We start from the raw sequence: 14,515 nt of genomic DNA on the forward strand, positions 1-14,515 counted from the left end.
GCGAAGGGCCCGGAGCGCGTGTGGCATGCTCGTGACATATTCGGCGCCGTGCGGGCGGGCCCGCGCGCTAGGGTGCGCGCGTGAATCCTCAAGTCGTCATTGGATCAGGGCCCGCCGGTGCCGCCACCGCGCGGCTGCTGGCCGAACAGGGCCATTCCGTACGTGTCGTCACCCGGTCGGGCCGGAACCCCGAACCCGGCATCGAGCACATCGCGCTGGACGCCGCCGACCCCGCGGCGCTCACCGACGCCGTGCGCGGCGCGAGCACCGTCTACGGCTGCGCCGCACCGCCGTACCACCGCTGGGCCGACGACTGGCCGCCGCTGGCCGCGTCGCTGCACACGGCGGCCGAGGCGACCGGCGCCGTCCTGGTCATGCTGGGCAACCTGTACGGGTACGGGCCGGTGACCGGCCCGCTGACCGAGGACCTGCCGCTCGCGGCCACCGGACCCAAGGGCCGGGCGCGGGCCGCAGTCTGGGAACGCACCCGCGAACTCGCCGGACAGGGCCGGCTCAAGGCGGTCGAGGTACGGGCCGCCGACTTCTTCGGACCCGGCGTCACCGACGGCGGCCACCTGGCCGCCCGCGTCATGCCCCGGCTGCTGCGCGGCAAGCCGGTCTCCGCCCTCGGCGACCCGGACGCCCCGCACAGCTGGAGCTACCTGCCCGACGTGGCCCGCGCACTGGTCGAGGTTGCGGGCGAGGAACGCGCCTTGGGCCGGGCCTGGCACCTGCCGAACCAACCCGCCCTGTCCACCCGGCAGATGGTGGACCGCCTCGCCGCCCAGGCGGGCACCGCACCGGTCGCGGTCCGCGGCCTGCCGCCGGCCGTGCACGCCGTCGCCGGGGTCTTCTCCCCGCTGCTGCGCGAACTGCGCGAGGTCCGCTACCAGTTCGACCGGCCCTTCGTCGTGGACTCCGGCGCCTACGAGGCCGAGTTCGCGCTGCGGGCCACCCCACTGGACGAACAGCTGAAGGCGACCGTGGACTGGTGGCGCGCGCGAGTGGGGGACACCCCATGAGACCCGAGACCACCCACCCCCCGGCAGACATGCCGCGGGCGCGCCACGACGACATCGCGATCGTGGGCATGGCCTGCCGCTTCCCCGGCGCGGCGGACCTGAACCAGTACTGGCGGCTGCTCACCGACCCCCGGCCGCAGTTCACCCGCGTACCCGACGAGCGGTGGCGGTCCGCCGCCTTCCTCGGCCAGTCCCTCCGGGACGCCTCGGCCGCCTACACCGACACCATGGCGCTGCTGCCGGACGTGGGCCACTTCGACGCCGCCCACTACGGCATCCCGCCGCGCCGGGCCCGGGCGATGGACCCGCAGCACCGGCTGCTGATCGACCTGGCCCGCGAGGCGGTGCAGGACGCGGGCTGGGAGGCCGAGGGCTTCGACCGCGAGGAGACCTCGGTGATCACCGCGCTCACCGAGAGCGGGTACCGGGAGATCAGCACCCTCCAGATCCGGATGCGCCAGCTGGCCGGCGGCGAGTTCGGGACCGGGACTGCCGACACCGGGGCGCTGGAGATGGTCCGCGCGGTCGACCGGCTGCACGGCACCTCCGTCGCCGGACTGCTGCTCAACATGGGCCCCAACACGGTCAGTTCGGTGCTCGATCTGCACGGCGAGAGCTACGCGCTGGACGCGGCCTGCTCCGGCGGGCTGATCGCCGTGGCCAACGCCGTGCACGCGCTGCGGGCCGGCCGCAGCCGGATCGCCCTGGCCGGCGGCGCCCAACTCGTCCTGACCCCCGACCTGTTGATCGGGCTGTGCCGGATCGGCGCGATCTCGCGCAGCGGCCGGTGCCTGCCGTTCGGCGCGGAGGCCGACGGCTTCGTGCTCGGCGAGGGCGCCGGCATGCTGGTGCTGCGGCCGCTGACCGACGCGCTCGCGGGCGGCGACCGGGTCTACGCGGTGATCCGCGGCGTGGGCACCGCCAACGACGGGACCGTGCAGGGCGGCATGCATCCGCAGGCCGCCGGTCAGCTGCGCGCCCTGCGCCGCGCCTACCGGGACGCGGGCCTGGCCCCGGACGCGGTGGGCTACCTGGAGGCGCACGGCACGGCGACCACGGTCGGCGACCCGGTGGAGATCGGCGCCCTGCGCGAGCTGCGCGGAGCGGACGGCGCGCCCGCCTACCTCGGCGCGGTCAAGGCGGTGGTCGGGCACTCGCTGGCCGCCGCCGGCCTGGCCGGGCTGATGAAGGCCGCCCTGGCCGTGCACCGCGGGCTGGTGCCGCCGCAGCCCGCGTTCGGCCTGACCGGTTCCGCCGGGCTGGACGCGGCCCGGCTGACCGTGCCGACCCGCGTCACCCCGTGGCCGGACGCCGGGCAGCCGCGCCGGGCCGGCGTCAGCGCCTTCGGCTTCGGCGGCACCGGCGTCCACCTGGTGCTGGAGGAGTGCGCGCGGCTAGGGGCCCGCCCGGAGCGGGAGGCCGCGCCGCACCTGCTGGTGCTCACCGCCCGGGACCGGTCCGGGCTGGCCCGGCACGCCCGCGAGGTGGCCCGGGCCATCGCCGACGACAAGCCGTCGCCGGCCGAGGTGGCCGACACCCTCGCGCGCCGCGTCCCGCTCGCCGAACGGCTGGCCGTGGTCGCCGAGGACGCCGCCGACGCCGTCGGCAAACTGGCCCGCGCCGCCGAGGCGGTGGCGGCGGGGCGTACGGGAGAACTCGCGCCCGGCGTACGGGCAGGCACCGTACGCCCCGGCGAGCCCGCACCGGCCGCCGCGCCGCAGCCGATGCCCGGCGAGACCCGCGCCGCCGCACTGGCCCGGCTGGCCGAAGTCGCCCTGGCCGCACCGGAGTTGCCCCCGGCCGGGCAGCGCGTACCGCCACTGACCCTGCCGCCGAGTCCGCTGGCCCCGCGCCGGCACTGGGTGCTGGACGAGTCCGCCCGCGCGCCCGCACCCGCCGTACCCCGGCAGGCGGCCCCGCCCCGGGTGGAGTCCGTGCCCGAAGCACCTGTTCCGACCCGTGTCCCCACCGCCTCCGTCGCCGCCGGCGTCGTACTCGAAGAGGTGGCGCGGGTCGGGGTGTTCCCGCCGTCCGATGTCGCGGAGCGGATGGCCCTCGGTGCCGATCTGGGGTTCGACTCGCTGATGCTGGAGGAGCTGGAGGTCGGCATAGGCAAGCGAATACCGGGCTTCCGCACCGAGGAGATGTACACCCCCGGCCTCACCGTACGGCGGCTGATCGCGCTGGCCGCCGCGCACTCCGGTGAGCGGCCGGACCCCGGCGGACCGTCCGGGCCCGAGCCGGCCGCGGCCGCCCCGCCGCCGCCCCGGTGGGACGCCGCCACCTCCCGCGTCGACGACTTTCCCGAGCTGCGGCAGTTCGAGGAACGCTTCCACGCGATCGCGGACAGCGGCGCGGACTACCCCTACTTCCGCGTCCACCAGGGCAACATCCGCGACACGACGGTGATCGACGACCGCCCCTACCTGTCCTTCGGCAGCTACAACTACCTCGGCCTGTCCGGCCATCCGGCGGTGAACGAGGCCGCGCGCCGCGCGGTGGACCGGTACGGGACCTCGGTGTCCGCCAGCCGCGTGCTCTCCGGCGAACGCGAACTGACCGTACGGCTCGAAGGCGCGCTGGCCGGTTTCCTCGGCACCGAGGACTGCGTGGCCCTGGTGAGCGGCCACGCCACCAACGTCACCGCCGTCGGCCACCTCGTCGGCCGCGGCGACCTGGTGCTGCACGACGCGCTCGCGCACGACAGCATCCTCCAGGGCTGCGCGCTGTCCGGCGCCTCCCGGCGCCCGTTCGCCCACAACGACATGGGGCAGCTGGAGCACCTGCTGCGGGTCAACCGGTCCCGGTTCCGGCGGGTGCTGGTCGTCGTCGAGGGCGCCTACAGCATGGACGGCGACCTGGTCGACCTGCCGGCCGTGATCGCACTGAAGCGGCGGTACGGCGCGCTGCTGATGGTGGACGAGGCGCACAGCATCGGCACGGTCGGTGACCACGGGCGCGGCGTCGGGGAGTTCTTCGACGTCGACCGGTCCGACGTGGACGTGTGGATGGGCACCCTGTCCAAGGCGTTCGCCAGCTGCGGCGGTTACCTGGGCGGCTCGGCCAGGATGGTGCGGTGGCTGCGGCACACCCTGCCGGGCTTCGTGTACAGCGTCGGACTGACCCCGGCCAACGCGGCGGCGGCGCTGGCCGCCACCGAGCTGATCGGCGCCGAACCGGAGCGGGTACGGACCCTGCGCCGCAACGCCGACCTGTTCCGCGCCCTGGCCACCGGGGCGGGGCTCGCCACCGGCGTCAGCGCCCACACCCCGATCGTCCCGTGCGTGCTCGGCGACTCCGCCCGCACCCTCCGGGTCGCCGACCGGCTCTACGACCGTGGTGTCATCGCCGACCCGATCTTCCACCCCGCCGTGGAGGAGGGCCTGGCCCGGCTGCGGTTCTTCGTCACCAGCGAGCACCGCGAGCAGGACATCCGGCGCGTGGTGTCGGTGCTGGCCGAGGAGGTGGCCGCGGCCGGGGGCTGACCGGCGCGTCTCAGGTCCGCGTCTCAGGTCCACAGCTCGGCTGCGCGGCTCAGATGAGGGTGCGTTCGATCCGGCTGAGCACGGCGTTCCCGTCCGTGCCCCCGCCTTGGCCGGATTCCTCCACCGGTGGTGCGCCCTTGGGGTCCCGGGTGCTGCCCACCCGCTGGGAGAGCAGGTAGGCGATGATCTCCGCCTCCTGTTCCTGGACGTCGTCGTAGGTGGCGCGCAGGAGCATGTCGCGCACGAGATCGGGGTCGAGGTTGGGGAAGAGGAGACGGGCGGTCGTCTCGTCCAGCCAGCCGGCGCCGCGGTGGCAGCAGATGATGTGTCCCAGCTCGTGCAAGATGATGTGCTCCTGATGCGCGCTGGTGGTGTTGGCGTCGTAGAAGATGAGGTCCTCGTCGCGGGCGGCGACCCACATGCCGCACGGGTGCGAGGCCGGCATCTGCATCGGCACCAGGGTGATCGGCCGGCCGCGGACGGTGCCGAGGTGCAGGCAGAGCTCGGCCACGTCGGCCACGTCCGGCAGGCCGAGGGCGGCGATCCGCTCGGCGCCGGCCTTGCGCAGTTTCTTGAGCTGGCTGCGGCGGTCCGGCTCGGCCGGCCGGCTCTTGCGGAAGGCTCTCATCGGGCCGGCCGCCCGCCTTCCGCCTCGGGGGCGTCGGTGACCGGGGGCAGCCCCTGCAACTGCCGGTACTGGTCCATGATGGCCGTGATCGCCTGGAGGTTCTCCCGCTTCATGCCGGCCGCGCGCATCGCCACCGCGCGCACCCCCGCCTGCCGCAGCGCCTCGACGGCGGCCAGCTCGCCCAGTACCGACTGGGCGACCTCGTCGTCGAAGAAGTAGGCGACCGACACACCGAAGAACCGCGCCAGGGCGGCCAGCAGGTCCGGCGAGGGGTTGGAGCGCTTGCCCGTACGCAGCTGCGACAGATACACGCCGCCGACCTTGAGGTCGGGGTTGTGGCGCTTCAGCTCCTCGGCCACCTCGGCGTTGGTCCAGTGCCTGCCCTTGGGGCGGACCGTCTTGAAGAGGTCCTCCAGACGCGTGGCGAGCAGGGGTCGGTCGTCAGGCTCGGACACGGGTGATCCTCCCTCCGGCGCCCCTCGGATATGCCCTTGGCTATCCGCCAGTTTTCCAGATTAGCTGGCAGTTGACAATTGGGCATGTCTCCGCCAACGTTGGAGCGCGCCGATAGCTGGCAGTTAACTCGGCCCACGGGGGTGGCCGAGTTGGTTTCCGGTGCGGTCGGCCCGACCGGTCCTCGGGGGTGGGCCGGTCCGGCCGGGCCGGGCGGACCGCTCGGCCCGGCCCCACCGACGGGCGAGCCACGGCGGCCGGGCGGGACCGAGCAGCAAAAGGCCCGCCCGGTCCGACGGGGGAACGGACCGGGCGGGAGCTCTCAACCCACCTTGCTGAGCTTACGGTAGGCGGTGGCGACTTGGGTGAGCCAGGCGGTCTCCGCGGCGAAGTTGTCCGAATCACGATCTTCGAAGTCCGCGGCGTCCATGTTGTCCTCCGGCACCGTGCCCGCCCGCTTGGCGTGCAGCGCCTGCCGTATCCGGGCCGCCTCGGCGAACGCCTGCCGGGACTCCGCGCTCGCCTCGGCCCCTGGCCCGTCCGCGCCGTTCACCCTGCGGTCGATGTAGGGCCGCAGATCGCGCCAGCCGTCCCGGATCTCCACCACCCGCCGGTGCAGCCGGTAGTCGAGGTCGGAGACCGAGGACCCGGGCGGCTCCAGCACGATGTCCGGGGAGGACTCGTACAGATCCCGCCAGAGCGGAAACAGCACCCGGTAGGCGTGGTAGTTGTCCGCCCAGTCCAGCAGCCGGACGGCCGGCCCGCCCCAGGACGGCACCGTCAGACTGATCGAGAGGATGGCGATGCCCGCCGCGCTGAACAGGTTGGAGGCGAGCCTCCAGGCGCCGATGTCGAGGCCCGCCGCGGCGGTCAGGATGTTGACCGTGCGGGCCGTGCAGTACAGGAACAGGACCACGGCCGCGACGGACAGCAGCCGCAGCGCCTGCCGCAGCGAGGGCTTGTCGGTCATCCGGGCGTACGGGCCGCACTGCCGGAAGATGGTGACGCAGGGCACCGCCTGGGAGACGATGAACAGCAACAGGTAGGTCAACACCAGGGGTTGGCCGCTGCCGGTGTCGAAGTCGGAGGCCGGCCGGCCGGTGCCGTCGGCGACCAGGAAGAGCACCGTCAGCAGTATGTCCAGGGCGATGCCGGTGATCAGCCAGTACCGGCTCCTGCGGGCGGCCTCCGCCTCGGAGGCCGCCCAGTGCAGCAGGATGATCTGCGCGCTGACGCAGAAGGCCACCGCCGACAGGTGCATCAGCAGGATGGCGAGGTTGCCGACGCCCAGGAACGAGCCGTCGCCCATGGCCACGGCGCCCATGGTGAAGGTGAGGCACTGGAGCAGCAGCGTGGCCACCAGCGTGCGGTAGGCGCGCTCCCGCCGGTTGCGGCGCACCTGGCCCAGCCGGTAGACGAGCGCGGCGTACGAGGACAGCGCCGCCATGGCGAAGCAGAGCGTTCTGATGGTGTTCACGGTCCGTCGGTGTTCCCACCCGTGCTCTCGCCCGCCGGGACCTCGAGTCCGATGCCCTCGGCCACCACGGCGACGGCGAAGTCGAAGAACGTCTCCTCGTCGCTGACACTGTCGTGGGTGCGGCTGAAGACCTGGAACACCAGCAGCCCGATCAGCCCGCTCCACAGCACGATGCCGCGCTCCACCAGGTCGGTGTACGGAGCGCCGGGCGTGCCGCCGAAGAGCGCCACGGCCTCCGGCCGCAGCAGCGGCGGCCCCGGCACCGTCCGCCGGGGCGGGACCAGTTCACCGGCCTGAAGCGCGGACCGCACGATGCCGGCCAGCACCGCGGGGGTGCGGGAGGCGGGCGGCACGGTCTCCTGCGGGGCGTGGTAGCCGGGCACCGGCGAACCGTAGACCAGGGTGAACTCGGCGGTGTTCGCGAAGGACCACTGCCGCAGCGCCCGCGCGACCGCGAGCAGCCGCGCGCCCGCCGACGCGCCGGCGGCCAGGGCGTCCCGGTCGGCCTGTTCCAGCGCGGCGCCGGACGCGTCGTAGGCGTCGACGAGCAGGGCGGTCAACAGGTCGTCCCGGTGCGGGAAGACGGCCGCCACCTCGGCACGGGACAGCCCGCCGGCGTCGGCGACGGCGTCCAGGGACAGCTGGCCGGCGCCCAGCGTCTCCAGCAGTCGGCGGGCGGTGGACTTGATGGCCGCCGTGGGCCCGACGGTCGCGTCGGCGGCGGGACTCGTTCCGGATTCCATGGTCGAACCGTACCGGTCGGTCACCATGTCCGGATCAAAATGCGCCGGTCCGGAAACAGGCCGGCCCGCCGCCGGGCCGAGCGGCGGGCCGGCCCCGTCTCACGACGGCCGCGTCACGGATACGACACCACCGTCGAGGGCACGGTCGAGGTCCCCGAGGTCGGCGATCCGGTGTCGTTGATGACCCGCTCGTACTGCCCGTTGCCGCCCAGCGAGACGACCAGCAGGCCGTGGAAGCGGACGCCGGAGCGGTTCGGGGCGGCGAAGCCGTGGTGCTGGACGATGGCCGGGTCGACGTTGTAGTAGCAGTAGCTGCCCAGTCCCCAGCCCTCGTGCTCGGTCACGTTGTCGCCGACCTTGTACGCGGCGTACCCCTTGACCGACCCGTTCTGGATCGCGGCCTGGTTGGGAGCGTCGTACGCCTTCTCGTTCTGGAAGAAGACGGTCCGGCCGCGCTGGCCGTTCCACTGCACGTCGTACTTGTTGAAGTGCTCCACGAACAGGCCGGTGATCAGCACGTCGTCGCCGTTGACCACGAGCCCGTAGTCGGCGCGGTTGGTCTCCCAGCCGACGCCCTCGCCGTGGTCGGCGCGCCAGATCCAGGTGTGGTCGACGACGGTGTGCCGGCTGTTGATCACCATGCTGGTGGTGGCCTTGCCGGCGCCCGCGCCGCCGATCCGCACGAACACGTCCTGCACGGTGGTCGGGTTGGCCGAGTGGTCGCGGGTGGCGCCCTGCGGGCCGACCTCCAGCAGCACCGGGGAGTTGACCGGCCCCGCGTCGATCAGGAACCCGGCCAGCCGTACGCCGTCCACGTCGGCGGTCTTCAGCGCCGTCACCCCGTTGTCGGGGATCAGGGTCGCGTACCCGAGGCCGAGTACCACCGTGCCCGCGCGGTTCACCTCCACCGGCCGGTCCAGGTGGTAGATGCCCGGCGTCAGCAGCAGGTGCAGGCCCTGCGCGAGCGCCTCGTTGAGGGTGGCCGCCGTGACGCCCGGCTTGGCGACGTAGAACTGGCTCAGCGGCAGGGAGGTGCCGCGCGGGGTGCCGTTGCCCCACGACACACCGCGGGCGTTGGTCCGCTTCTCGGGGAGGAAGACGCGGTACTCGCTGCCGCTGAGGTACAGGAAGGGCTTCTCGCGGGAGACGGGGGTGGTGTCCAGGGTGGTGTACGGCGGGTTCGGGAAGCTCTGCGCGGGGGCGCCCTCGACGCCCGAGAAGACCATGTTCCACACCGCGTTGAGCCAGCCGCCCACCGCGCTGTCCCGGGTGTACCACTGCTGCTGGGAGTAGGGACCGACCTGGCCGTCGATCCGGCTGTCCGCGATGTAGCCGCCGCTCGCCCAGCCGTAGCCGTCGGGGGCGAGGTTGAGGCCGCCGCGCACATGCATCCGGCGGAACGGAGCCGCCTGCGACACCGCCCAGCGGTTGGTGCCGTTGACCGGGACCAGGGCGAGGTTCTCCGCCGAACGCCAGAAGTTCTGCGTGGCGTTGCCGCTGAACCAGCCGGCGTCGACCGTGACGTCCCCGTTGATGGTGGTGTCGTCGGGGGAGAGGCCGAGCCCGGAGATGGAGGTGTAGAAGCCGATCTGGGCGTTGAGGCCGTTGTACGTGCCCGGCTTGAACAGCAACTGGTAGCGGCCGGTGCCGAACTGGGCCGACTCCTGCTGCCGGAAGATCTCGTCGAGCTTCGCCTGGATGCCGGGGGTGGCGGGGTCGAAGACGATGACGTTCGGGCCGAGGTCGCCACCGCCGGGCAGCGCGGCCAGCGGCTTCTTCCGGCCGGCGGCGGGAGCGGCGGCGGCCGGGGTGGCGGACAGCCCGGCGAGCACCGGGGCGGCAGCGGCGGCGGCACCGAGGACGGCTCTGCGGCCGGGGGCGGGACGGGGCGAGGTGGACGACATGGGGCGGCTCTCCTGTCGATTCTCTTCAGGAAGTGAACGGTGGGGGAGGAGGGAGCGCTCTCTCGGCGAGGAATGCTTCAGCCTTCCGAACGCGGGCGTCAAGAGGCGGGACAGAGTTCGACGAGTGGTGCGCGAACCCTTGACGAGCCCATCTCTCAGGGTTTAACTCACGTCCTAAATTAAGTCGTGAGTGCACTCCTCGAAGGGACCCGAAGTGCCATGCGCAGCATCCGAGCCGCGGCCGCAGGCGCCGTCACCCTGTCTCTCGCCCTCGCCGCCTCGGCCTGCGGCGGCGGTTCACCGACGGGCGGCGGGTCCGACGGCGCGCCGAAGACCCTGACCTACTGGGCCTCCAACCAGGGCGCCAGCGTCGAGATCGACAAGAAGGTGCTCCAGCCCGAACTCGACAAGTTCGAGAAGCGGACCGGCATCGAGGTGAAGCTGGAGGTCGTGCCCTGGTCCGACCTGCTCAACCGCATCCTCACCGCGGCCACCTCCGGCCAGGGCCCCGACGTCCTCAACATCGGCAACACCTGGAGCGCCTCGCTCCAGGCCACCGGCGCCCTGCTGCCCTGGGACGCGAAGAACTTCGACAAGATCGGCGGCAAGGACCGCTTCGTCGACTCCGCCCTCGCCTCCACCGGCGCCCAGGGCGAGGACCCGGCGGCGGTACCGCTGTACTCCCTGGCGTACGCGCTCTACTACAACAAGCAGATGTTCGCCGACGCGGGCATCAGCGAGCCTCCGGCCACCTGGGACGACCTGGTCGCGGCGGGCAAGAAGCTGTCCGCGGACGGCAAGTGGGGCCTGGGCGCCGAGGGTTCCAACCCGTCGGAGAACATCCACCACGCCTACGTCTTCGTCAAACAGCACGGCGCCGACTTCTTCACCGCCGACGGCAAGGCCGACTTCACCGGCGCCGCGACCGTGGCGGCCGTCAAGCAGTACGTCGACCTGATGGCCAAGGACAAGATCATCGCGCCGGGCAACGCCGAGTACGCGCAGAACCAGTCCGTCAGCGACTTCGCCAAGGGCAAGACCGCCATGCTGCTCTGGCAGACCGCCGCCGCCAACCTCAAGTCCCAGGGCATGGCCGAGGACGCCTACGGCATCGCGCCGGTCCCGGTCCAGTCGGGCACCCCCGGCACCGGCGCCCACGTCAACTCCATGGTGGCCGGCATCAACCTGGCCGTCTTCAAGAACACCGACAACCTCACCGGCGCCACCGAGTTCGTGAAGTTCATGACCGGTGACGAGGAGCAGCAGATCCTCAACAAGGCGTACAGCTCCATACCGCCGGTCAAGGCCGCCCAGTCGGACCCCGCCTTCAACACCCCCGCCAACGCCGTGCTCAAGGACACCCTCGCCAAGAGCGCGGTCGCGTTGCCGCAGGTCGCCGCCGAGTCCCAGTTCGAGACGGCCGTCGGTACGGCGATCAAGGAGCTGTTCGCCGACGCCGCCGCCGGACGCGCGGTCACCACCGCGTCGGTCGAGGCCAAGCTGGAGAAGGCCCAGCAGCAGATGCCGGCGGAGTGACCACCGTGACGACCACTGTTCCCGAACAGGCCGGCGGCCGGGCGGCCAAGGACCCCGCCCCGGCCGGTACGGCGGCGGCCGGCCCCCGGCGCCGCCCCGGCCGGCTCCGCCGGATCTCCCTGCCCTACCTGCTCCTGCTGCCCGCCCTCCTCCTCGAACTCCTCGTCCACCTGGTGCCGATGGTGGTCGGCGTGGTGATGAGCTTCAAGGAGCTGACCCAGTTCTTCATCCGCGACTGGGGCACCGCCCCCTGGTCCGGCCTCGACAACTACCGGGTCTCCGTCGACTTCGACACCCCGGTCGGCGAAGACCTGCTGCACTCCTTCTTCGTCACCGTCGCCTTCACCGTCCTGTCGGTCGGCCTGTGCTGGCTGATCGGCACGGCGGCGGCGATCTGCATGCAGGACACCTTCCGGGGCCGGGGCCTGCTGCGCGCCCTGTTCCTGGTCCCGTACGCGCTGCCGGTCTACGCCGCCGTCATCACCTGGGTCTTCATGTTCCAGCACGACAACGGCCTGGTGAACCACGTCCTGCACGACCAGCTAGGCCTCACCGACCAGCCCTCCTTCTGGCTGATCGGCGACAACGCGTTCGTCGCGCTGCTCACCGTCTCGGTCTGGAAGGGCTGGCCGTTCGCCTTCCTGATCGTCATGGCCGGCCTCCAGAACATCCCCGGGGAGCTGTACGAGGCCGCCGCGCTGGACGGCGCCGGCACCTGGCAGCGGATCCGCCGCATCACCCTGCCGTCGCTCGGCGCGGTCAACCAGGTGCTGGTCCTGGTGCTGTTCCTGTGGACGTTCAACGACTTCAACACACCGTTCGTCCTCTTCGGCAAGAGCGCTCCGGCCTCCGCCGACCTGATCTCCGTCCACATCTACCAGGAGTCGTTCGCCACCTGGAACTTCGGCCGCGGCTCCGCGATGTCGGTCCTGCTGCTGCTGTTCCTGCTCGTCGTGACGGGCGTCTACCTGGCCGTCAGCGCACGCCGCCGGAGGGTCCATGTCCGTGCCTAGGTCCCCGATGGCCCCGCCCCGCTCCTTCGTATGGACCCGGCGGATCGTGCTCACCCTCCTGACCGCCTTCGTCCTGCTGCCCGTCTACGTCATGGTCTCCAGCTCGCTGAAACCGCTGGCCGACGTGACGAGCGCGTTCCGCTGGCTGCCCAGCGAGCTGACCGTCCGTCCGTACATCGACATCTGGTCGACGGTCCCGCTCGCCAAGTACTTCCTGAACTCCCTGGTGGTGGCGGGCGCGGCGACCGTCTGCTCGGTGCTGATCGCGGTCTTCGCCGCCTACGCGGTCAGCCGTTACGACTTCCGCGGCAAGCGGGTCTTCACGGTCACCGTCCTGTCCACCCAGATGTTCCCCGGCATCCTCTTCCTGCTCCCGCTGTTCCTGATGTACGTCAACATCGGCAACGCCACGGGCATCGCCCTGTTCGGCTCCCGCGGCGGCCTGATCCTCACGTATCTCACCTTCTCCCTCCCCTTCTCCATCTGGATGCTGATCGGCTACTTCGACTCGGTGCCGCGCGACCTGGACGAGGCGGCCCTGGTGGACGGCTGCGGTCCGCTCGGCGCACTGCTGCGGGTCGTCGTCCCGGCCGCGGTCCCGGGCATCGTCGCGGTCGCCGTCTACGCCTTCATGACCGCCTGGGGCGAGGTGCTGTTCGCCTCCGTGATGACCAACGACACCACCCGCACCCTCGCCGTCGGCCTCCAGGGCTACTCCACCCTCAACGACGTCTACTGGAACCAGATCATGGCCGCCTCGCTCGTGGTGAGCGTCCCCGTGGTGGCCGGCTTCCTGCTGCTCCAGCGCTACCTGGTGGCCGGCCTGACGGCCGGAGCCGTCAAGTGACCGGCGCACCTTCCTCCGAAAGGACCTACGTGACCATCGACTTCGCCGCCCTCCCGCACGACTTCCTGTGGGGCACGGCCACCTCGGCGTACCAGATCGAGGGAGCCGTGGCCGAGGACGGCCGCTCGCCGTCGATCTGGGACACCTTCGCGCACACCCCCGGCAAAATCGCCGGCGACGACCACGGCGACACCGCCTGCGACCACTACCACCGCTGGCGCGAGGACATCGCCCTGATGCGCCGGCTGGGTACCAACGCCTACCGCCTGTCCATCGCCTGGCCGCGCGTGCTGCCCGGCGGCGCCGGCGAGGTCAACGCCAAGGGCCTCGCCTTCTACGACGAACTGACCGACGCGCTCCTGGAGGCGGGCATCACCCCGTCCGTCACCCTCTACCACTGGGACCTGCCGCAGGTGCTCCAGGACCGGGGCGGCTGGCCCGAGCGGTCGACGGCGGAGCACTTCGCGGCGTACGCCGCCGTGGTCGCGGAACGCCTGGGCGACCGCGTCACCCACTGGACCACGCTCAACGAGCCGCTGTGCTCGGCCTGGATCGGCCACCTGGAGGGCGCGATGGCCCCCGGCTGGACCGACCTGACGGCGGCGGTCCGGGCCTCCTACCACCTGCTGCTCGCCCACGGCCTGGGCATGCAGGCGATCCGGGCGACGGCCCCGGGCGCCCAGGTGGGCATCGTCAACAACCTCTCCACCATCCACGCGGCCACCTCCGCCGAGGAGGACCTGGCGGCCGCCCGCCGCATGGACGGCCACACCAACCGCTGGTGGCTGGACCCGGTGCACGGCCGCGGCTTCCCCGCCGACATGCGCGAGCTGTACGGCGTCGACCTGCCGGAACGCGACGGCGACCTGGCGCTGATCGGCGCCGGCCTGGACTGGCTCGGCCTGAACTACTACTTCCCCCAGACGGTCGCCGCCGACCCCGCCGCCCCTGCCCCCTACGTCCGTACCGTCCACCGCGCCGGCGTCCCGCGCACCGGCATGGACTGGGAGATCGACGCGAGCGGCATCGAGGACCTGCTGCTCCGCCTCACCCACGACTACGGCGCCCGCCGCCTGTACGTCACGGAGAACGGTTCGGCCTTCCCCGACACCGTCCGCCCGGACGGCACGGTCGAGGACCCGGAGCGCGCCGAGTACCTGGCCGCCCACATCGCCGCCTGCGCCGCGGCGGCCCGCAAGGGCGCCCCGCTCGCCGGGTACTTCGCCTGGTCGCTGCTGGACAACTTCGAGTGGGCGTACGGCTACGACAAGCGGTTCGGACTGGTCCACGTGGACTACCGGACACAGGCCCGCACCATCAAGGGCAGCGGCCGGCGGTACGCCGGGATCATCGCGGAGCACGGGCGCATCCGGGGGAGCAGGGCCGCCTGACCGGCGGTGCGGTGGG

At 72.3% G+C, this 14,515-nt stretch carries 11 protein-coding genes; 6 read left to right on the forward strand and 5 right to left on the reverse strand.

From position 1 onward, the window contains the following. The first annotated feature begins 80 nt into the window (after window positions 1-80). Window positions 81-1,022, forward strand: coding sequence for an NAD-dependent epimerase/dehydratase family protein (locus ACTT8P_RS18455; RefSeq protein ID WP_442832747.1), 942 nt, complete (start codon window positions 81-83; stop codon window positions 1,020-1,022). Beyond that, window positions 1,019-4,507 (forward strand): aminotransferase class I/II-fold pyridoxal phosphate-dependent enzyme, encoded by a 3,489-nt coding sequence (locus ACTT8P_RS18460; RefSeq protein ID WP_442832748.1) that lies wholly within the window; start codon window positions 1,019-1,021, stop codon window positions 4,505-4,507. The genes ACTT8P_RS18455 and ACTT8P_RS18460 overlap by 4 nt, the downstream gene beginning before the upstream one ends. A gap of 49 nt (window positions 4,508-4,556) precedes the next feature. On the opposite strand, the gene ACTT8P_RS18465 is transcribed toward ACTT8P_RS18460, so the two are convergent. From ACTT8P_RS18465 to ACTT8P_RS18485, 5 genes are all read right to left on the reverse strand, one after another. Beyond that, entirely contained in the window at window positions 4,557-5,135 is a 579-nt protein-coding gene (locus ACTT8P_RS18465) for a toxin (protein ID WP_442832749.1), read from the reverse strand. Then, window positions 5,132-5,590: a helix-turn-helix domain-containing protein gene (locus ACTT8P_RS18470; RefSeq protein WP_442832750.1), complete on the reverse strand. Its 459-nt coding sequence runs from the start codon at window positions 5,588-5,590 to the stop codon at window positions 5,132-5,134. The genes ACTT8P_RS18465 and ACTT8P_RS18470 overlap by 4 nt, the downstream gene beginning before the upstream one ends. 320 nt (window positions 5,591-5,910) lie before the next feature. Continuing rightward, complete coding sequence (locus ACTT8P_RS18475; RefSeq protein ID WP_442832751.1) at window positions 5,911-7,065, reverse strand: MAB_1171c family putative transporter; 1,155 nt, start codon at window positions 7,063-7,065, stop codon at window positions 5,911-5,913. Continuing rightward, complete coding sequence (locus ACTT8P_RS18480; RefSeq protein ID WP_442832752.1) at window positions 7,062-7,808, reverse strand: TetR-like C-terminal domain-containing protein; 747 nt, start codon at window positions 7,806-7,808, stop codon at window positions 7,062-7,064. The genes ACTT8P_RS18475 and ACTT8P_RS18480 overlap by 4 nt, the downstream gene beginning before the upstream one ends. Window positions 7,809-7,921: 113 nt before the next feature. Next, window positions 7,922-9,712 carry a coagulation factor 5/8 type domain-containing protein gene (locus tag ACTT8P_RS18485; RefSeq protein ID WP_442832753.1) on the reverse strand — a complete coding sequence of 597 codons (1,791 nt, stop codon included), beginning with the start codon at window positions 9,710-9,712 and terminating at the stop codon, window positions 7,922-7,924. A 219-nt stretch (window positions 9,713-9,931) separates the two neighbouring features. On the opposite strand from ACTT8P_RS18485, the gene ACTT8P_RS18490 reads away from it, so the two are divergent. From ACTT8P_RS18490 to ACTT8P_RS18505, 4 genes are read left to right on the forward strand one after another with little or no spacing between them, the layout of a single operon-like run. Beyond that, window positions 9,932-11,248: an ABC transporter substrate-binding protein gene (locus tag ACTT8P_RS18490; protein ID WP_442832754.1), complete on the forward strand. Its 1,317-nt coding sequence runs from the start codon at window positions 9,932-9,934 to the stop codon at window positions 11,246-11,248. Next, window positions 11,245-12,261, forward strand: coding sequence for a carbohydrate ABC transporter permease (locus tag ACTT8P_RS18495; protein WP_442832755.1), 1,017 nt, complete (start codon window positions 11,245-11,247; stop codon window positions 12,259-12,261). The genes ACTT8P_RS18490 and ACTT8P_RS18495 overlap by 4 nt, the downstream gene beginning before the upstream one ends. 7 nt (window positions 12,262-12,268) lie before the next feature. Further along, on the forward strand, window positions 12,269-13,108 hold the full coding sequence (locus ACTT8P_RS18500; protein ID WP_442832781.1) for a carbohydrate ABC transporter permease: 840 nt from the start codon (window positions 12,269-12,271) through the stop codon (window positions 13,106-13,108). A gap of 29 nt (window positions 13,109-13,137) precedes the next feature. Beyond that, window positions 13,138-14,499, forward strand: a complete 1,362-nt coding sequence (locus tag ACTT8P_RS18505; protein WP_442832756.1) for a GH1 family beta-glucosidase — start codon at window positions 13,138-13,140, stop codon at window positions 14,497-14,499. Window positions 14,500-14,515: the final 16 nt, after the last annotated feature.

It is taken from the genome of Streptomyces sp. JW3, from assembly GCF_052216785.1.
Lineage (GTDB): Bacteria > Actinomycetota > Actinomycetes > Streptomycetales > Streptomycetaceae > Streptomyces.